18 protein-coding genes and 3 tRNA genes are annotated in these 21006 nt (G+C 48.1%); 13 read left to right on the top strand and 8 right to left on the bottom strand.

Annotation, left to right across the window (positions count from 1 at the left end; translation table 11 throughout):
* Nucleotides 1-121: 121 nt before the first annotated feature.
* Nucleotides 122-745 carry a biliverdin-producing heme oxygenase gene (locus tag HMPREF3022_RS01670; RefSeq protein WP_049329094.1) on the top strand — a complete coding sequence of 208 codons (624 nt, stop codon included), beginning with the start codon at nucleotides 122-124 and terminating at the stop codon, nucleotides 743-745.
* A gap of 174 nt (nucleotides 746-919) precedes the next feature.
* Nucleotides 920-3292, top strand: a complete 2373-nt coding sequence (locus HMPREF3022_RS01665) for a TonB-dependent hemoglobin/transferrin/lactoferrin family receptor (RefSeq protein WP_070765037.1) — start codon at nucleotides 920-922, stop codon at nucleotides 3290-3292.
* A 77-nt stretch (nucleotides 3293-3369) separates the two neighbouring features.
* On the opposite strand, the gene mnmC is transcribed toward HMPREF3022_RS01665, so the two are convergent.
* Nucleotides 3370-4980 (bottom strand): FAD-dependent 5-carboxymethylaminomethyl-2-thiouridine(34) oxidoreductase MnmC1, encoded by a 1611-nt coding sequence (gene mnmC / locus HMPREF3022_RS01660; protein ID WP_070765036.1) that lies wholly within the window; start codon nucleotides 4978-4980, stop codon nucleotides 3370-3372.
* 125 nt (nucleotides 4981-5105) lie between these two features.
* Between mnmC and HMPREF3022_RS01655 the strand changes: the two genes are divergently transcribed.
* Nucleotides 5106-5696 carry a tyrosine-protein phosphatase gene (locus tag HMPREF3022_RS01655; RefSeq protein WP_049331064.1) on the top strand — a complete coding sequence of 197 codons (591 nt, stop codon included), beginning with the start codon at nucleotides 5106-5108 and terminating at the stop codon, nucleotides 5694-5696.
* A gap of 273 nt (nucleotides 5697-5969) precedes the next feature.
* On the opposite strand, the gene HMPREF3022_RS01650 is transcribed toward HMPREF3022_RS01655, so the two are convergent.
* Nucleotides 5970-6383 carry a hypothetical protein gene (locus tag HMPREF3022_RS01650; RefSeq protein WP_049331062.1) on the bottom strand — a complete coding sequence of 138 codons (414 nt, stop codon included), beginning with the start codon at nucleotides 6381-6383 and terminating at the stop codon, nucleotides 5970-5972.
* 267 nt (nucleotides 6384-6650) lie between these two features.
* Nucleotides 6651-7469: a serine O-acetyltransferase gene (gene cysE, locus HMPREF3022_RS01645; RefSeq protein ID WP_049331061.1), complete on the bottom strand. Its 819-nt coding sequence runs from the start codon at nucleotides 7467-7469 to the stop codon at nucleotides 6651-6653.
* Between the two features lie 151 nt (nucleotides 7470-7620).
* Between cysE and grpE the strand changes: the two genes are divergently transcribed.
* Together grpE and dnaK are read left to right on the top strand one after the other, a co-directional pair.
* Nucleotides 7621-8181 (top strand): nucleotide exchange factor GrpE, encoded by a 561-nt coding sequence (gene grpE / locus HMPREF3022_RS01640; protein WP_049331059.1) that lies wholly within the window; start codon nucleotides 7621-7623, stop codon nucleotides 8179-8181.
* A 304-nt stretch (nucleotides 8182-8485) separates the two neighbouring features.
* A complete protein-coding gene (gene dnaK, locus HMPREF3022_RS01635; RefSeq protein WP_049331058.1) occupies nucleotides 8486-10414 on the top strand; it encodes a molecular chaperone DnaK in 1929 nt (642 codons plus the stop codon).
* Nucleotides 10415-10551: 137 nt separating this feature from the next.
* Here the strand turns inward: dnaK and HMPREF3022_RS01630 are convergent, their stop codons facing one another.
* On the bottom strand, nucleotides 10552-11028 hold the full coding sequence (locus HMPREF3022_RS01630) for a hypothetical protein (protein WP_049331056.1): 477 nt from the start codon (nucleotides 11026-11028) through the stop codon (nucleotides 10552-10554).
* 368 nt (nucleotides 11029-11396) lie between these two features.
* Between HMPREF3022_RS01630 and HMPREF3022_RS01625 the strand changes: the two genes are divergently transcribed.
* Nucleotides 11397-11615: a hypothetical protein gene (locus tag HMPREF3022_RS01625; protein WP_049331054.1), complete on the top strand. Its 219-nt coding sequence runs from the start codon at nucleotides 11397-11399 to the stop codon at nucleotides 11613-11615.
* A 73-nt stretch (nucleotides 11616-11688) separates the two neighbouring features.
* On the opposite strand, the gene HMPREF3022_RS01620 is transcribed toward HMPREF3022_RS01625, so the two are convergent.
* Together HMPREF3022_RS01620 and HMPREF3022_RS01615 are read right to left on the bottom strand one after the other, a co-directional pair.
* The gene (locus HMPREF3022_RS01620) at nucleotides 11689-13029 is read right to left on the bottom strand and encodes a DUF2868 domain-containing protein (protein WP_049331052.1); all 1341 of its coding nucleotides are present in this window, start codon (nucleotides 13027-13029) and stop codon (nucleotides 11689-11691) included.
* Between the two features lie 163 nt (nucleotides 13030-13192).
* Nucleotides 13193-13277, bottom strand: a tRNA-Leu gene (locus HMPREF3022_RS01615).
* A 161-nt stretch (nucleotides 13278-13438) separates the two neighbouring features.
* Here HMPREF3022_RS01615 and HMPREF3022_RS01610 point away from each other — a divergent pair.
* From HMPREF3022_RS01610 to HMPREF3022_RS01595, 4 genes are all read left to right on the top strand, one after another.
* A complete protein-coding gene (locus HMPREF3022_RS01610; RefSeq protein WP_049331041.1) occupies nucleotides 13439-14104 on the top strand; it encodes a hypothetical protein in 666 nt (221 codons plus the stop codon).
* Nucleotides 14097-14690, top strand: a complete 594-nt coding sequence (gene ribA / locus HMPREF3022_RS01605) for a GTP cyclohydrolase II (RefSeq protein ID WP_003685106.1) — start codon at nucleotides 14097-14099, stop codon at nucleotides 14688-14690. Before HMPREF3022_RS01610 ends, ribA begins: the two co-directional genes overlap by 8 nt.
* 125 nt (nucleotides 14691-14815) lie before the next feature.
* A tRNA-Val gene (locus HMPREF3022_RS01600) sits at nucleotides 14816-14891 on the top strand.
* A 32-nt stretch (nucleotides 14892-14923) separates the two neighbouring features.
* Nucleotides 14924-15000: transfer RNA gene (locus HMPREF3022_RS01595), tRNA-Asp, on the top strand.
* Between the two features lie 189 nt (nucleotides 15001-15189).
* On the opposite strand, the gene parE is transcribed toward HMPREF3022_RS01595, so the two are convergent.
* Together parE and HMPREF3022_RS01585 are read right to left on the bottom strand one after the other, a co-directional pair.
* A complete protein-coding gene (gene parE / locus HMPREF3022_RS01590) occupies nucleotides 15190-17175 on the bottom strand; it encodes a DNA topoisomerase IV subunit B (RefSeq protein WP_049331735.1) in 1986 nt (661 codons plus the stop codon).
* 68 nt (nucleotides 17176-17243) lie between these two features.
* Entirely contained in the window at nucleotides 17244-17780 is a 537-nt protein-coding gene (locus tag HMPREF3022_RS01585; RefSeq protein ID WP_004520487.1) for an RNA pyrophosphohydrolase, read from the bottom strand.
* A gap of 328 nt (nucleotides 17781-18108) precedes the next feature.
* Between HMPREF3022_RS01585 and HMPREF3022_RS01580 the strand changes: the two genes are divergently transcribed.
* The 3 genes from HMPREF3022_RS01580 (at nucleotide 18109) to HMPREF3022_RS01570 (ending at nucleotide 20999) form a co-directional block, all read left to right on the top strand.
* A complete protein-coding gene (locus HMPREF3022_RS01580; RefSeq protein ID WP_070624788.1) occupies nucleotides 18109-19248 on the top strand; it encodes a polyamine ABC transporter substrate-binding protein in 1140 nt (379 codons plus the stop codon).
* A 107-nt stretch (nucleotides 19249-19355) separates the two neighbouring features.
* Complete coding sequence (locus tag HMPREF3022_RS01575; RefSeq protein WP_003680574.1) at nucleotides 19356-19628, top strand: ACT domain-containing protein; 273 nt, start codon at nucleotides 19356-19358, stop codon at nucleotides 19626-19628.
* Between the two features lie 15 nt (nucleotides 19629-19643).
* Nucleotides 19644-20999 (top strand): PFL family protein, encoded by a 1356-nt coding sequence (locus HMPREF3022_RS01570; protein WP_070503808.1) that lies wholly within the window; start codon nucleotides 19644-19646, stop codon nucleotides 20997-20999.
* Nucleotides 21000-21006: the final 7 nt, after the last annotated feature.

The following is a 21006-nucleotide window of genomic DNA, read 5'->3' as shown; positions in this document are numbered from 1 at the left end:
GAACCTGAAGTAGGCTAAAAATTATCTTCTTTGTTTTTAAAACAATTCTTTTCAAATTAGACGGATTTTTAAACATAAAGGCCGTCTGAAACCATTAGTCTTTTAATTCAAAGGAAACATCATGAGTGAAACACAAGAGCTGACTTTCGCCAAACGCTTGAAAGAGCAAACCACGACAACGCACGACAGCGTTGATAACTTGGTTATGTCCGTTCAACCTTTTTCCAGCAAAGAAAACTACATCAAATTCTTGAAACTTCAATCTGTTTTCCACAAGGCTGTCGATCACATCTATAAAGATGCCGAATTGAACAAAGCCATTCCAGAGCTTGAATACATGGCGCGTTATGATGCCGTGACTCAAGACTTGAAAGACTTGGGCGAAGAGCCTTACAAATTTGACAAAGAATTGCCACACGAAACCGGTAATAAAGCCATCGGCTGGCTGTATTGCGCCGAAGGTTCTAATTTGGGCGCGGCATTCTTGTTCAAACACGCTCAAAAACTCGAATACACCGGCGAATTCGGCGCACGCCACCTGGCTCCTCATCCGAACGGCCGCGGCAAACACTGGCGCGCTTTTGTCGAGCATCTGAATGCTTTGAACTTGACTCCGGAAGCCGAGGCGGAAGCCATTCAAGGCGCGCGCGAAGCTTTTGAATTCTATAAAGTGATTCTGCGTGAAACCTTCGGTTTGCCGGAAGGTGCGGAAGCGCCTGAAGGTATGACGCCGCACAGACTCTAAAAAATAATTAAATCAAACAGACAAGGTCTCAGCGTAGATGTTTGCAGGGACCTTTAATTACACAACAAAGTTTTGTTTGAACGGGTTGCTGTCTTATTAATCATTAATGATTATCAGAAATTTTTTATGCATTAACTGATGGATGAACAATCCATTACATCTTGAGTTGATAATATGAAACCATTACAAATGCTCCCTATTGCCGCGCTGGTCGGCAGTATTTTCGGCAATCCAGTCTTGGCAGCAGATGAAGCTGCAACTGAAACCACACCCGTTAAAGCAGAGATAAAAGAAGTCCGCGTTAAAGGTCAGCGCAATGCGCCTGCAGCCGTGGAACGTGTCAACCTTGGCCGTATCCAACAAGAAATGGTACGTGACAACAAAGACTTGGTACGTTATTCCACCGACGTTGGCTTGAGCGACAGTGGCCGCCATCAAAAAGGCTTTGCCGTACGCGGCGTGGAAGGCAACCGTGTCGGCGTCAGCATTGACGGCGTAAACCTGCCTGATTCCGAAGAAAACTCGCTGTATGCCCGTTATGGCAACTTCAACAGCTCGCGTCTGTCTATCGACCCCGAACTCGTGCGCAACATCGAAATCGTGAAGGGCGCAGACTCTTTCAATACCGGTAGCGGTGCATTGGGTGGCGGCGTAAATTACCAAACCCTGCAAGGTCATGATTTGCTGTTGCCTGAGCGTCAGTTCGGCGTGATGATGAAAAACGGTTACAGCAGCCGCAACCGCGAATGGACAAATACACTTGGGTTCGGTTTGAACAACGACCGCGTGGATGCCGCTTTGCTGTATTCGCAACGTCGCGGTCATGAGACTGAAAGCGCGGGCGAGCGTGGTTATCCGGTAGAGGGCGCCGGCAGCGGAGCGAATATCCGTGGTTCTGCGCGTGGTATTCCTGATCCGTCCAAACACAAATACCATAGCTTCTTGGGTAAGATTGCTTATCAAATCAACGACAACCATCGTATCGGCGCATCTCTCAACGGTCAGCAGGGCCACAATTACACGATCGAAGAGTCTTATAACCTGACCGCTTCTTCTTGGCGCGAAGCCGATGACGTAAACAGACGGCGCAATGCTAACCTGTTTTACGAGTGGACGCCCGATTCGAATTGGTTGTCGTTGTTGAAAGCGGACTTCGATTATCAGAAAACCAAAGTAGCGGCGGTTAACAACAAAGGCTCGTTCCCGATGGATTATTCTACCTGGACGCGCAACTACAATCAGAAGGATTTGGACGAAATCTACAACCGCAGCATGGATACAACCTTCAAACGCATTACATTGCGTATGGACAGTCAACCATTGCAAATAGGCGGCCAACATCGCTTGTCGTTTAAAACTTTCGCCAGCCAGCGTGAGTTTGAAAACTTAAACCGCGACGACTACTACTTCAGCGGCCGTATTTTACGCACGTCCAGCACGATTCAGCATCCAGTGAAAACCAACAACTACGGTTTCTCGCTGTCTGACCAAATCCAATGGAACGATGTGTTCAGCAGCCGCGCAGGTATCCGTTACGACTACACCAAAATGACGCCGCAGCAACTGAATGCCGAGTGTCATGCTTGTGACAAAACACCACCTGCAGCCAACACTTATAAAGGCTGGAGCGGTTTTGTCGGCTTGGCTGCACAGCTGAGTCAGACATGGCGTTTGGGTTACGATGTAACTTCCGGTTTCCGCGTGCCGAATGCGTCTGAAGTGTATTTCACTTACAACCACGGCTCAGGTACCTGGTTGCCTAATCCGAACCTGAAAGCCGAGCGCAGCACCACCCATACCCTTTCTCTGCAAGGCCGCAGCGAAAAAGGTACTTTGGATGCCAACCTGTATCAAAGCAATTACCGCAACTTCTTGTCTGAAGAGCAGAAGCTGACCACCAGTGGCGATGTCGGCTGTACTCAGATGAATTACTACTATGGTATTTGTAGCAATCCTTATTCCGAAAAACTGGAATGGCAGATGCAAAACATCGACAAGGCCCGAATCCGTGGTCTTGAGCTGACAGGCCGTCTGAATTTAGGTCAAGTGGTTTCTTTTGTACCTGAAGGCTGGAAATTGTTTGGTTCTGTCGGTTACGCGAAGAGCAAACTGTCAGGCAACAACAGCCTGCTGTCCACTCAGCCTCTGAAAGTGATTGCCGGTGTCGATTACGAAAGCCCGAGCGAAAAATGGGGTGTGTTCTCCCGCCTGACTTATTTGGGTGCGAAAAAAGCCAAAGACGCTCAATATACCGTGTTTGAAAACACTGGTTGGGGTACGCCTTTGCAAGAAAAAGTAGTAGATTACCCATGGCTGAACAAATCGGCTTATGTGTTTGATATGTACGGCTTCTACAAACCGGCTAAAAACCTGACTTTGCGTGCCGGCGTGTACAATGTGTTCAACCGCAAATACACCACTTGGGATTCCCTGCGCGGTCTGTACAGCTACAGCACCACCAACGGCGTTGACCGCGATGGCAAAGGCTTAGACCGCTACCGCGCCCCAGGCCGCAATTACGCTGTATCGCTGGAATGGAAATTCTAAGCAGTTAACGGATAGCTAAAGGCCGTCTGAAAGTTTTGATGACTTTCAGACGGCCTTTTTTATTTAAAACGAAATCTTTAAACGGATAACAACGGCTGCTGCCGAACAATCGCGCGGATGATGGCGCGGTTGGGGTGTAGCGCGGTTCTCAGCCTTTGCGATAGTGGATGCGGCAAACCGAGTATTTCGGCCGCAATGGCGGCGGCGCAGATGGGGGCTGTCGCCAGTCCGCGCGTGCCGTGTGCCGTATTGATGTAGGCATTGGGCAGGTAAGGGCAGGGGATATTGTCGAGGCGGTAGTTTTTGTCCAATGCCAGCTTGGCGTAAGCGGACTGCATGGCGACGATGTGGCCGAGTGCGCCGACAACGGGCAAGTGGTCGAGGCTGTCGCAACGCAGGGCGGCATGGCCTTGTGTGTCTTGAAGGCTGTCTGAAAACGAATCTTGCTCAAATAGGGATTGTGCCAATGGGGGATTGAGCTGTTGCAGAGCGGCGCGGTTTTCGGTTTCTTCGTTTGGATACCAAGTTTCATCGTTGCTGTTGAGGACAAATGTCGCGCCGTAGCAGTGGCGGTCTTGCCAGCTTGGGCTGATGTAGCTTTCGCCGGAAATGGCGCAACGCAGTTTTTGTGAAAACGGGCTGGCGGACACAACACCGGTTTGGCCGCGGATTTGACGGAAAGGCAGGGCGGAGACGTTGGTGTCGGCGGCAGTCGGGCTGTGCGCGCCCATGCAGTAAACGATATGGCTGGCGTTGAAATGTGCGTTTGGCGTGTGTGCTATCCATTGTGCGCCGTCATGCGATACGGCGGTCAGCGGCGAGTGTTCGTGTAACTCGATCAGCGGATGGTTCAATAAGGCATGCACGACGGCGGGCGGATTCAGCCATACGCCTTGCGGCCAGTAAAGGCCGTCTGAAAATACGTCCATGCCTGCAATGTGTGCGGCTTCTTCGGTGGATACGCTGCGGTAAAGGTGTTTATGCTGGTGTTGCAAACCCAAGGCCTGATTGCGTTTGCGTTCGCTGTCGTCAAAGTTTAAATGCAATACGCCGTCGCCGCCCCATGCGTCGGAATCGGGCAGTAAGTCTTCCAGCAATCGGCGCGTGTGGCCGTAGCCTGTCAGCAGCAGCTCGGTTTGTTCGGTATCGTGTGGCGAGATTTTGGCGTAGAGCAAGCCTTGGCGGTTGCCGCTGCCTGCCTGCGCCGCTTTTCCGGCCTCCAAAACCGTAACGCGTACGCCGTGTTCCGCCAGTTTGCGTGCGGTCGCTGCGCCGGCAATGCCTGCGCCGATAATCAGGACGTGTTCGGGCGCGGCTTGATGTTCAGGCCGTCTGAACCAAGGTTTTAGGGGAGTTGGGGTGGATTGGGGTATGGCTTCGGTTTGCCATTCGATATGATGGAAATGTTCGTGTAAGCGGTCGGCGCGGTGTGGCGGAACCAGCCAGAGATGTACATCAGGCAATAGGTTTTCTAAAACATTGACGCTGTTGAACTGAAGGCATTTCATGGCTTGAACGAGGCGGTTATTCAGACGGCCTTCAAGCTCGGAGGGATGATTCGATAATGGAAAATCGGGAATATGGTTTTCAGGCAGGCAGACAATCAAATAAAGCGGCGCGGTATGTTGTTCGATGGCGCGGCAAAGGTCGGCAAGGGTGGGTGTGGTGTTCCAAGCAAGGCAGGTCATGATGAAAGGCCGTCTGAAAAAAGAGGCTTTATTGTAACGCGGTTTGCGCGGATAGAATATCCGAACGGGTTTTGATAGAATCGCATGATATTTTGATTTCCAATTGATTTTCATACAGGAATTTTATGCGCCGTCTTTTATTGTGCCTTCTCGCCTCCGGCTTGCCCATCGCTTGTTCGTCCGCGCCGCCGGATAACGGCAACAAAGCCGTTCAGTCCGAACGCTGGGCAACGCCTGTCAAACACGATGCCAACCTTTATCGCATCGACGACAAGCTTTACCGCAGCGAGCAGCCTGTTGCCGAAGATGGCGAAGCCATCGTCAAGCTGGGCATTCAAAGCGTGATCAACCTGCGCTTTTTCGACCGCAACGATGACGACCATTTGAAAGCGTATGGTTTGACCTTGCTAAACCGTCCGTTACTGTCATGGAGCATTAAGCCGAAAGAGATTGCGGAAATCCTATACCTGATTGAAAAACAACAGCAAAACGGCGCAGTGCTTATCCATTGTTATCACGGCGCGGACCGTACCGGTTTGATTGCCGGAATGTACCGCATCATTTATCAAGGCTGGCCGGTGGAAGAGACAAAAGCCGAAATGCAACACGGTCCTTACGGTTATCACAGCATTTGGAAAAACATTGCCAAGCTGTTTACCGAAGAGAAAGTCAAGCAGGTTAAAACGCATTTGGAAGCCTTGCGCAAACGCGGTTGACGCCAAGATTCAAAACATAGAAGTTCAAGCCTGTTTTCATCCCGACCAACTTGGCCTTCACTCCCTATAAAGCCAATTTCTCCCCCACTACCGTCCTGGGCAAAGGCCTGACAAGCTAGAGAATATTCCTCATCGTTGTTAGAAAACTGCACCTCTCTAATGTGATCATAAAAGTAAATATCACACTCATCTAAAAGTAATCTTTTTAAATGCTGATTATTTCTGATTATTTGTAGCCTATCCATCTTTATCCCTCTCCAATATTTGGAATTGTCAGTGAATGATGACTTTGATATGATAGTTTTTCGTTTCATTTTTTAGATTTCTGACAAGCTTATCATTCTCTTTTGATTGGCCAAAGAAAAAGGCCAGAGCTTTTCCGTTCTTTTGTTGGATACTCAAAAAATATCTAGCTCCATTCAATTTAACACTTGGAATAAAATGGACCTCAATCTTTTTAATATTATTCAGTGGTATAATTCGCTTTCTAAAAACATAAGCATTATGGATATAAAATCTTCCCTTAGCAATATGAAATGGGGCAAAAAAGTTTCCACCACTTTGACGCACAATGATATAACGGCGCCATAGAATCAGTAAAAGAAGGAAGGACACAAAGTAAATAGCAAAAGTCAAAACCGAGCTTTTCATCATCGATTTTATCCCAATCAAAAAATAATCTATCATAATCAAACCGCCTTTTTACCTTATTTATACCACTTTTATTGAGCAACTAGTTTTATGGACATAGTATCTCAAAACATATGCCTTTGCCTGTTCGTAAAACCCCTTCAATACGAGAATTTCTTCCATTTTCTTTATCTTCTCCCAGCAAAGAATTATTTTTCTCTATAAAATCAGATTACCACTTCATCATTTCCATGAATTTTTAAACCATTAAAAGGCCGTCTGAAAGATTTGTTTTTTCAGACGGCCTTTTTAATGACAGACGGTTTAAATCACAAAATCCGTAGATGATAATTGAATGCTTTGATCCATATCGGCAGACGGGGTTTTGGAAGAGCGGCCGACCGGTTTGGCCGGTACGCCGACGACGGTAATCGAAGACGGTACGTCGGCAACCACCACGCTGCCTGCGCCGATTTTGGCATTTTTGCCGATGCGGATGTTGCCCAAAATCGAAGCGTTCGCACCAATCATCACGCCGTCGCCGATTTTCGGATGGCGGTCGCCGCTTTCTTTGCCCGAGCCGCCCAGCGTTACGCCGTGGAGGATGGAAATATTGTTGCCCAAGACAGCGGTTTCGCCGGCAACAAAACCGGTGGCATGGTCGAGCATCAAACCATGACCGAAACGGGCGGCCGGGTGGATATCGACGCCGAACACTTCCGACATGCGGTTTTGCAGGAAATACGCCAGCGTTTTACGGCCGTTTTGATAGAGCCAGTGGTTGATGCGGTGTGCCTGTACGGCGTGGAAGCCTTTGAAATACAACAGCGGCAGTGAATATTCATCACAAGCCGGGTCGCGCTCGTAAATAGCTTTCAAGTCGGCCTCGACACATTTGCTGATACGGGTGTCCACGCTCAAAGCCTGCTGATAAATTTCAAACAGCGCGCGCACGTCCATAATCGGGCTGCCGAGTTTGCTGGAAAGATGGTAGGCAAGTACCGAATCGAGCGAATCGTGGCGCAACACGGTTTGATGCAGGAAGCTTGCCAGCATCGGTTCGGCCGCGGCGGCCGCTTCGGTTTCTTCGCGGATGGTGTGCCACAGATTAAAATCGGTTGAATTCAAATGGTCTTTTTTCATATTCGAGGCCGTCTGAAGAATAAAATCAGATGGCTATCTTACCGTTTTCCAACGTCTTTTAACAAGGTATTTGATAATCGACGTTCAAATGCTTGAAGTTTTTTCAGACGGCCTTATATATTGAAACATCGAATATCAACACGCTAAAAGGATGTCAGAAATGACGGAGCATAACGAACAACATCAACACGAAGCAGAAGAAGCGGCAGCCGTAGAAACTGCCAAAACCGTTGAAACCGAACAAGCAGAACCGACTTACGAAGAGCTTCAGGCGCGTGTCGCCGAGTTGGAAGGTCAGCTCAAAGACAGCGAGCTGCGCGGTTTGGCAAATGAGCAAAACCTGCGTCGCCGCCATCAGCAGGAAATCGCCGACACCCATAAATTCGCCGGACAAAAATTTGCAGCAGAAATGTTGCCGGTTAAAGATTATCTCGAAATGGCGCTGCTCGACCAAAGCGGTAATTTCGATGCGCTGAAAATGGGCGTGCAAATGACTTTGAACGAGCTGCAAAAAGCATTTGATGCCACACACATTAAAGAAATCAACCCACAGCCGGGAGACAAACTCGATCCGCACCAACATCAAGCGATGCAGGCAGTCGTCAGCGAGCAAGAGCCGAATACCATCGTCAGCGTAATGAAAAAAGGCTACACATTATCCGACCGCGTGCTGCGTCCTGCGATGGTTGTCGTGGCGAAAAAAGAAGGTTGAAGGCACCGCTTGATAAAGTTTATCAAGCATAAAATCTTCAGACGGCCTTATCCGGTTTCAAAGCCTGATGTTCCGCTATTGGAAAATCATTCCGATAAACCGGAATCGGAAAATTAAAACCGGCCGTCTGAAAAAAGAATAAACAGCTTGTGGATAAATAAATCAAGTACTTGAATTTAATTTTAAAAAAAATTCAAATTAAGCCTTGAAAAAAAATGAAGCAACCTTATTTACAAGCCATCGGAACGAAATGTTCCACAGGAATATTAATTTAGAAAAGTTTATTTATTAGGAGCAACATAATATGGCAAAAGTAATCGGTATTGACTTAGGTACAACCAACTCTTGTTTGGCCATTTCTGAAAATGGTCAAACCAAAGTGATCGAAAATGCAGAAGGTGCACGCACCACTCCTTCCGTTATCGCTTATTTGGACGGTGGCGAAATCCTCGTCGGCGCGCCTGCAAAACGCCAAGCGGTAACCAACGCTAAAAACACTATTTACGCCGCCAAACGTTTGATCGGCCACAAATTTGAAGACAAAGAAGTTCAACGCGACATCGAATCTATGCCTTTCGAAATTATCAAAGCCAGCAACGGCGACGCATGGGTGAAAGCGCAAGGTAAAGAGCTGTCTCCTCCTCAAATTTCCGCAGAAGTTTTGCGTAAAATGAAAGAAGCCGCTGAAGCTTACTTGGGCGAGAAAGTCACTGAAGCTGTGATTACTGTGCCTGCATACTTCAACGACAGCCAACGTCAAGCGACTAAAGACGCAGGCCGTATCGCAGGTTTGGAAGTAAAACGTATCATCAACGAACCAACCGCAGCCGCTTTGGCATTCGGTATGGACAAAGGCGACAACAAAGACCGCAAAGTAGCCGTATATGACTTGGGTGGCGGTACTTTCGATATCTCCATCATCGAAATCGCTAACCTCGACGGCGACAAACAATTCGAAGTATTGGCTACCAACGGCGATACCTTCTTGGGCGGTGAAGACTTCGACCAACGCTTGATCGACTACATCATTGACGAGTTCAAAAAAGAACAAGGCATTGATTTGAAACAAGACGTAATGGCTCTGCAACGTCTGAAAGAAGCTGCTGAAAAAGCCAAAATCGAATTGTCCAGCGGCCAGCAAACCGAAATCAACCTGCCGTACATCACTATGGACGCAACCGGCCCTAAACACTTGGCCATGAAAATTACCCGTGCCAAATTTGAAAGCCTGGTTGAAGATTTGATCCAACGTTCTATCGAGCCTTGCAAAATCGCATTGAAAGATGCCGGCTTGAGCACCAGCGACATCGACGACGTGATTTTGGTCGGTGGTCAAAGCCGTATGCCGAAAGTACAAGAAGCCGTTAAAGCCTTCTTCGGTAAAGAGCCTCGTAAAGACGTGAACCCTGACGAAGCTGTTGCCGTAGGCGCAGCGATTCAAGGCGAAGTATTGAGCGGCGGCCGTAGCGACGTATTGCTGCTGGACGTAACTCCTCTGTCTTTGGGTATCGAAACCATGGGCGGCGTGATGACCAAGCTGATTCAAAAGAACACTACTATTCCGACTAAAGCGTCTCAAGTGTTCTCTACTGCCGAAGACAACCAAAGCGCAGTAACCATCCATGTACTGCAAGGCGAACGCGAACGCGCTTCTGCCAACAAGTCTTTGGGTCAGTTCAACTTGACCGACATCGCACCTGCACCACGCGGTATGCCTCAAATTGAAGTTACTTTCGACATTGACGCCAACGGTATCTTGCACGTTTCTGCCAAAGACAAAGGCACCGGCAAAGCCGCCAACATCACCATCCAAGGTTCTTCAGGTTTGAGCGAAGAAGAAATCGAACGCATGGTGAAAGATGCCGAAGCCAACGCTGAAGAAGATAAAAAACTGACTGAATTGGTCGCTTCACGCAACCAAGCCGAAGCTCTGATTCACTCCGTGAAAAAATCTTTGGCCGACTACGGCGACAAACTCGATGCGGCAGAGAAAGAAAAAATCGAAGCTGCGTTGAAAGAGGCTGAAGAAGCCGTTAAAGGCGACGACAAAGCCGCTATCGATGCTAAAGCCGAAGCTTTAGGTACAGCCAGCCAAAAACTGGGCGAAATGGTTTACGCTCAAGCGCAAGCCGAAGCACAAGCAGGCGAGGGCGCACAAGCCGAATCTTCTGCTAAGAAAGACGACGACGTTGTAGATGCCGACTTTGAAGAAGTAAAAGACGACAAAAAATAATTGATGCCGTCTGAAAAAAAGCGCGAATCGAAAGGTTCGCGCTTTTTCAAGTTTTTCTAATAATTCTTTCATGCTAAATACCTTTCAGTTATACAAAGCTAGCTTCTGCTGGAATAGTTTATTTATTTTTAAAATAGTTAAGCGTTCACTCCAATAGAAATAGATAACACATCTTCCTCATTGTCGAGTAGAGATATATCGATAACTTTATCTATTTTATTACTAAATAATTTTAAACAATAAAAATTAGGTTTGTTTATTAATTCTAGCCAATTGCTAATATTTTTTATTTTGATAATAAACAAGGGGAATAATTCTATTGGTATTTCAGCCGAATCATTTATGCCTCCATAAAAGTATACATAAGCAATATCATTTTCCTCTGGTGTAAAAAAATTTAATATTTCATTTTTTATCGATAAACTAAAATTTTCTTTTGATAATTCTATATTTCTATAGGGTATAAAAGTACGAATTATTATTTTACATGAGAGTGGATATGGAATGATTTTTTCAGAATCTGAAATTAAATTATTTAAAAAATGAATTTCTTTCATTTTTTTCATTATATTATTCTGTTTTAAAGTAAAGATCTTATCTTCTAAAGTTGTCATGATACTATTTCCTATGTTGTAAGGTTACATTATCTTTGTATTGCTCCCAAGAAAATGTACGATTCCCATTATTTCTTTTTTGAATAAGATTTCTATCCATTTTGGCAGTAGCTACATGCCAGTGTGGACAAGGGTGTTTTGCAATTTGTTGTTTGGGGAATGTGTAAAGACGCTTTGTCAAAATTAACGGTAAACTTTCAAAACCTTGCTACATCATCGCGTTGTCATACTTCTATTACTGAATTTTGAACAGATTTCGCCGAATGCTGACAGCAGCTGACAGTCAAAGCCATTAATATTTGTCCATCGCTTGAGTGCGAATAAATGCTTATTTTTACCTCAAATCAACCTCTTGAAAGAAGATAAATATGAAAAAAATGATTCAAATGACCTCTTTGATGGTTGCCGCTGCAGGTTTGGTCTTGACTCCAGTCGCTTCTGCGTATGGCAGGCACGACATGCATCCGAAACAAGAGCGTATGCACGAAAAAGCCAAACCGCACAAAATGAAAAAACCTGCACCTAAAGCCAAACACCACGCAGCCAAGCCCAAACATCATCAAGAGCATCGCCACGAACCTCATTAAGATGAATCCTCAACAATATATAAGGCCGTCTGAAACCCAAACATCAGTTTTCAGACGGCCTTCGGTTTATCTGTCAAATAGCGCTTTGCCGTTTTTCTTGTGCCAAACGGGTCGGCTCCAGCCAGGCAATGTTTCTTTCTGCCAGCGCATCGCGCCAATAATCCAGTTTGGTATCCAAATCTTCAGAGAAACTGTCTTGATTCAAAAGCTGAATGATAACACCACCATCCGTGGCTTCGGCCAAGCGGCTGATTTGACGCAAAATGCCGCGGTCGGGAACCGTTTGCGTGCGTACGCCGATGAGAAGTTGCACCGGAGTTTGTTTCAATTCGGCTTCCAATTGTTCCAAATCTTTTCTGCCGGCGACTACGCCTTTGTCTATCCACTCTTGCGCCAAAACGCCGGAAAACCAAAGCGGCTCAGGCCATTCCGTTTCCAGTGTAACGGCCCATTTGGGCGCATTATTCAGCGTAATTTTAGATGAAACGGGAACGATGTTTTCCTGAAAATCATCGGCATCAACAATCTTCGTTTGCCATGTGCGGAGAATATTTTGATAGTAGGGCTGATTCAAATCCAAACGTTCGCGAAGGGTTTTTAAAGTAATCTTGCAAGCCAGCCAAGCAAGCAAGCGCGGCAGAATGCCATAGCAGATAATGCTGCCGATGAGTAAACCCGCCCAAGCGCGTGCATCTTCGATATGATTGTTCAGACGGCCTGCAATCACAGCCTGACTGTCAGGAACAGGAAAGCCCAAACGTTCCGGCAGCCATGACAAAGCCTCAACCGTTTTCACCAATGCCGTATTGCTTAAAAGCGTACTTTCCCAGTTGAACGTATATTGACGCACCAAAAGCAGCAGCAAAACAGAAACCAACATTCCCGACAGCGTGCAAAGCCACAGGCCGTGTGAAGTTGCACCAATCAGCCAACGCGTTTGCGGTTTGCGCCATTCATCCACATAAAGCCGCAAAATTGCCTGATTGACCGGGTCTTTACCTCGGAACCAAGTTGTCGGACTGCTGATAAAGTGCACATTTTTCAAACGCAGGAATAAAGTCGCCAGCCACACCAGCAGCATGACTGTATTCATGCCCAAAATCCCGGCCAATACCAGAAAAAAGTTCAGCCCCTGATTGTCCATCAAAAGATAAGTGCTGGAAAAACCGACCGTAAACAACAACGTCGCCGCAACAATCCAAAGCCAAAACGAGCCTGTCTCCACTTGTTGCAACACATATTTCAAATGCTGGTCGCGGTCGATAATTTGGGCGCGGCGTATCAGTTTTTCCTCATTGCTGCCATCAATATGTCGCAACGCTTCCGTCGCCTGCACAGGATCTCCCGGAAAAATATAGGCACGTTCTTCAAGGATACGGACCAATTCGACAAGTTTTTGCGATGGATTCAACATAAATGATAGGCCGTCTGAAAGATAAAATGGAAACGTCTGTTATACCCCCAAATAAACCCCTTTTTTGCAAAGGTCAAAAAATTAAAAGCAGTTTTGATTTTGAATAGGGCATATAGTGGAATAGATGTAAAAAAAGCAGCCCGAAAGCTGCTCATTTTGAGTGTGGTGCGGACGGAGAGACTCGAACTCTCACACCTTGCGGCGCCAGAACCTAAATCTGGTGCGTCTACCAATTTCGCCACGTCCGCACTAATTTGAATCGTGGATTATACACAAGATTAATGGGGGCGCAAAGTCTTGTTTGCTTGAATTTTTCGGTTTATCCCTTATATAATGATTTATTCCGGCCGTCTGAAAGCAGGGTTTGTTTTCAGACGGCCTCAACTTTACTATTGGTGAGGAAGGGCAGATGCCTGCTTTATTAATTAAAGATTTTTTGCAGACGCAAGGTTTGAAGCTGCCTGCGGATGAGATACATGTTGCTTATTTGACTGCCCAGGCTGTGATTAAAATGGGCAATGCTTCGGTTGAGCGTTCGATTTTGTGGCCGTCTGAAAATGGTTGGCAGTTGGCGGATTATGTCGATGCCGAACATGAATTGTTGCTGAAACAGATTTTTATGGCTTTGGATTCGGTTGCCGAGCGCACCGAGCATTTGAAAAGCGCAACCGTTTATACTGCGTTTCCGAAAGATGGTGCGTTGTCGCTGGTTCGACTGAGCCGTTGGGGCGTGCCGTTGGAAAATGTGATTCCAATCGACGAGCAGGCCGGACAGGCTTTTTTGGCTGTGCGTACGGCGCAAAGCGGTTGGATGAATGTTTGTCAGAATGTGGCGTATTGGCAGGAAATTGGTGAATTGTCGGCCGAACGCAATCATCCCGGTTTGAGCCAGATTTCTGTTCCTGTCTGTATGCCCAGCGGTGCAGTTTTAGGCGTGGTATATGCTGAATTTGATGTCAAGGACGGTGCGCCTGACGAAGTGTTGGTGGCCTGGATTGCCCTTGCATTAGCCTTGGCAGAACCTTTGAAAAACCTCTTGGGCGTAGCTGAAAACGAGGAAGCGGAAAATGAGTAACGCGTTGAAGTTTGTCGCGTCATGCCGTTTGCCTACGGAATGGGGCGAATTTACCATGCACGGCTTCGAAGAAGAGGGCGGGCAGGAACATGTCGCATTGACGATGGGCGATGTTTCAGACGGCCTGCCGGTGTTGTCGCGTATTCATTCCGAGTGCTTGACCGGCGATGCTTTATTTTCAGTGAAATGTGATTGCGGCCCTCAGCTTCAAGCGGCGATGCAGGCCGTTCAGAAAGAAGGGCGTGGCGTTATCGTATATTTGCGCCAAGAAGGCAGGGGCATTGGTTTGATAAACAAAATCCGTGCTTATCGTCTGCAAGATCAGGGCTTGGATACGGTTGAGGCCAATGTAGCGCTCGGTCTTCCTGTTGATGCACGCGACTTTACTTTGGCCAAGCAGATTTATGATTATCTGCATATTCGTGAGGTCAGATTGTTGACCAATAATCCTGAAAAAATCCAAACGTTGAAAGATTCCGGTATTAATGTGGTCGAACGGATTGCATTACATGTCGGCGAAAATGTGGAAAATGAACGTTATCTGCATACTAAAGCGGATAAATTGGGGCATTTGATTTTCGATTGATAGAACGGTATAACAGTAATTTTTGCGGGCAAATAAAATATTCTATATTCTTTCAATGGGATATATTTTTATTTAAATAAAAACCTTGCGCCTAGCCTGATTTTTTGATTTAATGTCGGCTTATCGGGTGATTAGCTCAGTTGGTAGAGCGTCTGCCTTACAAGCAGAATGTCGGCGGTTCGACTCCGTCATCACCCACCAAGTTTCCTTTCATTGTCTTTGACAGTGGATGCGCGGTGGTAGCTCAGTTGGTTAGAGTACCGGCCTGTCACGCCGGGGGTCGCGGGTTCGAGCCCCGTCCGCCGCGCCATTATTTAAAAAGCACTGATTATATCAGTGCTTTTTTATTTGTCTTAACAACTCAATCAAGCTACAAAAATAGGAATAGGTAAGTAACGGGGTATTGAAATACTGTTTAACCTTAGTTTCTTATGATTTAAAAAAGGCCGTCTGAAACTTTTAAAGTTTCAGACGGCCTTTAGTCTATTGAAACAATAGATTAAATATCCAATTCTGCCGTATCGCCTTCTTTTTCCATCCATGCGCGGCGGGCGGCGGCTTCGCCTTTGCCCATCAGTTTAACGAAGATGTCGCGTGTTTCGTCATCTGCACCTTCTGGGATTTGTACCTGCAACAGACGGCGGGTGTCAGGGTGCATGGTGGTGTCTTTGAGCTGATCGGGGTTCATCTCGCCCAAGCCTTTGAACCGGCTGATGGAATAAGCAGTTTCTTTAACGCCTTCTTTTTGTAGTCGCTCCAAAATGCTGTCGAGTTCGTTTTGGTCGAGGGCGTAGAATTTGCGGGCGGGTTTGCTTTTGCCTTGTGCGTTGACATCGACGCGGAACAGCGGCGGCTGGGCGACGTAGATGTGTCCGTCAGCGACCAGTTTCGGGAAGTGGCGGTAGAACAGGGTCAACAGCAAAACCTGAATATGCGAACCGTCCACGTCGGCATCGGATAGGATGGCGATTTTGCCGTAGCGCAGGCCGCTTAAATCGGGATTGTCGTTGATGCCGTGCGGATCGACACCGATGGCGACGGAAATATCATGGATTTCGGCGTTACCGAAGAGTTGGTCTGGGTGGACTTCAAAGCTGTTAAGCACTTTACCGCGCAAGGGCAGGATGGCCTGCGTGGCTTTGTCGCGGGCAAGTTTGGCTGAGCCGCCGGCGGAATCGCCTTCGACAAGGAAGAGTTCGTTTTCGCGGATGTCTTCGCTTTCGCAGTCGGTTAGCTTGCCGGGCAGGACGGCGACGCCGCTACCTTTTTTCTTTTCAATCTTTTTAACCGAACGCATCCGCGCTTGTGCCTGACGGATAGCGAGTTCGGCGATTTTTTTGCCGTAGTCCACGTTTTGGTTCAGCCACAATTCCAAAGGGTCGCCCGATACGGTGGCAACGAGTTTCAGCGCGTCGCGGTTGGTCAGCTTGTCTTTGGTTTGACCTTGGAACTGCGGGTCGAGGACTCGGGCGGAGAGGACGAAGGCGGTTTTGCCGAACACGTCGTCGCTTTGCACTTTCACGCCGCGCGGCAAGAGGTTGTGCAGATTGATGAAGTTGTTTACGGCGTTGAACACGGCTTGTTTCAAGCCTGCTTCATGCGTGCCGCCCAAAGGGGTGGGAATCAGGTTGACGTAGCTTTCGTTGGCACACGAGCCTTCTTCCAGCCAAGTCAGGGCAAACGCGGCACCTTCGCCAATGCTGAAATCGCCGTTGTGGCCGTCTGAAATGTAGTTTTCACAAGAGAAGATAGGTACGGCTTCCTGAGCGTCGGCAATCAGATCGGTCAAATAGCTTTTCAGGCCGTCTGGATAGTGCCAGGTTTGGGTGTGTGCTTCGTCTTCGCCTTTGACTGGGCGGGTCAGTGAAACGCGTACGCCCGGCAATAATACGGCTTTGGCGCGCAGCAGGCGTTCGAGTTCGGGAATGCTGTAATTCGGGCTTTCAAAATATTTGCCGTCCGGCCACACGCGCACTTCGGTACCGCTGTCTTTGACGGCGCATTTGCCCACTTCAGTCAATGGCTCAATGACGTCGCCACCGGAAAAGACGATGCGGTGGACTTTGCCTTCGCGTTTGACCGTTACTTCAAGGCGGGTGGAAAGGGCGTTGGTAACAGATACGCCGACGCCGTGCAGACCGCCTGAAAAGGCATAGGCGCTGCCGCCGTCTTTTTTGTTGAACTTGCCACCTGCGTGCAGACGGGTGAAGACGAGTTCGACTACGGGTACGCCTTCTTCAGGGTGCAGGCCGACGGGAATACCGCGACCGTTATCACGGACGGAAAGCGAACCGTCTTCATGAATTTGTACGTCAATTTCAGTAGCGAAACCGCCCAACGCCTCGTCCGCCGCGTTATCAATCACTTCCTGACAGATATGGGTCGGGCTGTCGGTACGGGTGTACATGCCGGGACGTTCTTTGACCGGCTCCAAGCCTTTGAGGACGGTAATGCTGGATTCGCTGTATTGATTGTTTTTAGCCATAGGAATAATGTAAAGGCCGTCTGAAAGGATGAAAAACAACGCTTTCAGACGGCCTGAAAGCGTTTGGGTTATAGGTTTTCTATTGGATTGCGCCGGATAAAGTCTTCATAGCTTTCTATGCCGCGCAAGAAACGGGAGAGTTCGGTCAATGCGTCCAAATACACGCCGCGCTTGAAGTCGATGACTTCGTCAACCGGCGCCCAGTATTGGTGCCAGCGCCAGCCGTCGAATTCAGGATGATGGCAGGCGCGGAGGTTGACGTCGCTGTCGCGGCCGACCAAACGCAAAAGATACCAAATCTGTTTTTGTCCGCGATACGAACCGCGCCATTCGCGGCGCACCCAATGACTAGGAACGTCATAACGCAACCAGTCGCGCGTACGGCCAACGATTTTGATGTGTTGCGGCAACAGGCCGACTTCTTCGTACAATTCGCGGTACATGGCGGTCTCAGGACTTTCGCCTGGCTTGATGCCGCCTTGCGGAAACTGCCATGAATGTTCGCGTACGCGTTTGCCCCAAAAGACTTCGTTACGTTCGTTAATCAGGATAATACCGACATTGGGGCGATAGCCTTCTCTGTCTAACACGGTGTCGCCCTTCATTAAATTCAATCGTGCAATTTTCCCACAAATTGGGCGGTTTTGACAAATCTTGAGGCCGTCTGAATAAGCCCACAGTTTTTTCCAGACGGCATGAAACCGTTTTTCAAAAAATGTTGTTTATGAATAAAACCATAGCTTCAGGCCGTCTGAAAAGGGAGAATTTTTTCTGCTTTAAGGTCTTGCATTCAAAAGCTTTTTGCCGTTTAATGCAAACCTTGCTGAATCAAGGGCAAAGGACACATGCCGGCCGCCCCCACAGTTTCCCTTTTGTAAGTGGCATCTGCCACCGCTGCAATATTTTTACCCCCCGAACAAAAGGTCTGAAACCATGAAAAAATCTTTGATGGCGGCGGCAATCGTGAGCCTCGTCTTGACTGCGTGCGGCGGCGGACAAGGAACCGCCGCAGAATCTTCCGCATCTCAAACCTCCTCTTCCCAAACCGATAAACTCAATATCTACAACTGGTCGGATTATGTCGATCCGGCCACGCTGTCTGCGTTTGAAAACAAAACACATATCAACGTCCGCTACGATTACTACGACAGCAACGAAGCGCTGGAAGCCAAGCTGCTGACCGGCAAGTCGGGTTATGACCTGGTTGCGCCGTCTATTGCTAATGTCGGCCGTCAGATTAAAGCAGGCGCGTATCAAAAAATCGACAAATCGCAAATTCCCGATTACGCCAATATCGATCCCGATTTGTTGAAAATGATGGAAACCGTCGATCCGGGCAACGAATATGCCGTCCCTTATTTCTGGGGCATCAATACGCTGGCGATTAACAAACAGCAGGTTCAAAAGGCTTTGGGTACGGACAAGCTGCCTGAAAATGAATGGGATTTGGTGTTTAACCCTGAATACACCCAAAAACTGAAATCCTGCGGCATCAGCTATTTCGACAGCGCCATCGAGCAGATTCCTTTGGCTTTGCATTATTTGGGTAAAGACCCGAACAGCGAAAATCCTGACGACATCAAAGCAGCTGTCGATATGATGAAAAAAGTGCGTCCCGACATCAAACGCTTTACCTCGTCCGGCTATATCGATGATATGGCTGCCGGTAATCTTTGTGTATCGGTAGGCTACGGCGGCGACCTCAATATTGCCAAAACCCGTGCCAAAGAAGCCGGAAACGGCGTCGAAGTCGAAGTATTGGCGCCGAAAAGCGGCGTCGGTATTTGGGTGGATTCGCTGATGATTCCGCGTGATGCGCAAAACGTGGCCAATGCACACAAATACATCAATCACACGCTCAATCCGGAAACAGCGGCCAAAAACGGCAACTATGTGACTTATGCTCCGGCCAGCCGTCCGGCGCGTGATTTGATGGATGAAAAGTACACCTCTGACGAATCGATTTTCCCGAATAAAGAATTGATGGAAAAAAGTTTCATTGTCTCTCCCAAGTCAACCGATGCGAGCAAACTCAGCGTTCGCCTGTGGCAGGCTTTGAAAGCAGGGCGATAATCAAAATTGAAATTTGAATACTCAGGCCGTCTGAAACAGTTTTTCAGACGGCCTGAGTGTTATAATTGTCAACACTTTTCAAATATCCTATGAGGAGAAACAGCGTTATGAACAATTCAGTCATCACCGTCATCGGCAAAGACCGTGTGGGCATTGTGTACGACGTTTCCAAAATTTTAGCGGAAAACCAAATCAATATTCTCAACATCAGCCAACAGCTGATGGACGATTTTTTTACCATGATTATTTTGGTAGACACTTCAAAATGCACCAAATCACGTCAAGAAGTTTTGGATTTGTTTGCGGAGGAGAGCAAAAAACTCGCGCTTGATATCCGTATGCAAAACGAAGAAATTTTCCAAGCCATGCACCGTATTTAAGTCGGAGGGAGAGTCATGAGTATTCAATCCGGCGAGATTTTAGAAACCGTCAAAATGGTAGCCGACCAGAATTTTGACGTGCGCACCATTACCATCGGCATTGATTTACACGACTGCATCAGCAGCGATATCAATGTGTTGAACCAAAATATTTACAACAAAATCACCACCGTCGGCAAAGATTTGGTGGAGACGGCAAAATATCTGTCTGCCAAATACGGCGTACCGATTGTGAATCAGCGCATTTCCGTTACGCCGATTGCCCAAATCGCGGCGGCCACCCATGCCGATTCCTATGTCAGCGTGGCGCAAACTTTGGATAAGGCTGCCAAAGCCATCGGCGTGTCCTTTATCGGCGGCTTTTCTGCGCTGGTGCAAAAAGGCATGTCGCCTTCGGATGAGGTGCTGATCCGTTCCATTCCCGAAGCGATGAAAACCACCGATATCGTGTGCAGCTCCATCAATATCGGCAGCACGCGCGCCGGTATCAATATGGATGCGGTCAAGCTGGCAGGCGAAACCATCAAACGCACGGCCGAAATCACGCCCGAAGGTTTCGGCTGTGCTAAAATTGTCGTGTTCTGCAACGCGGTGGAAGACAACCCGTTTATGGCGGGTGCGTTTCATGGTTCGGGCGAAGCGGATGCCGTTATCAATGTCGGCGTATCCGGCCCGGGTGTCGTAAAAGCCGCGTTGGAAAATTCAGATGCAACGACATTGACCGAAGTTGCGGAAGTTGTGAAGAAAACCGCTTTCAAGATTACCCGCGTGGGCGAACTTATCGGCCGCGAAGCCTCAAAAATGTTGAATATCCCGTTTGGTATTCTCGATTTATCGTTGGCACCAACCCCCGCCGTCGGCGACTCGGTGGCGCGCATTCTTGAAGAAATGGGCTTGAGCGTCTGCGGTACGCATGGCACGACAGCGGCTTTGGCCTTGCTGAATGATGCCGTAAAAAAAGGCGGCATGATGGCTTCCAGTGCGGTCGGCGGTTTGAGCGGCGCATTTATCCCCGTTTCAGAAGACGAGGGCATGATTGCCGCTGCCGAAGCCGGTGTGCTGACGTTAGATAAACTCGAAGCAATGACCGCTGTCTGCTCCGTTGGTTTAGACATGATTGCTGTACCCGGCGATACGCCTGCTCATACCATTTCCGGCATCATCGCCGACGAAGCCGCCATCGGCATGATCAACAGCAAAACCACTGCCGTGCGCATTATTCCGGTAACCGGCAAAACCGTCGGCGACAGCGTTGAGTTCGGCGGCCTGTTGGGCTACGCGCCTGTAATGCCGGTCAAAGAAGGCTCATGCGAAGTGTTCGTCAACCGAGGCGGTAGAATCCCGGCTCCGGTTCAATCGATGAAAAACTGATTGGATT

Source organism: Neisseria sp. HMSC065C04 (genome assembly GCF_001815375.1).
GTDB classification, from domain to species: domain Bacteria; phylum Pseudomonadota; class Gammaproteobacteria; order Burkholderiales; family Neisseriaceae; genus Neisseria; species Neisseria flavescens_D.
Note: the sequence above shows the minus strand (reverse complement) of the source record. Positions and strands in the feature narration are given on the sequence as shown.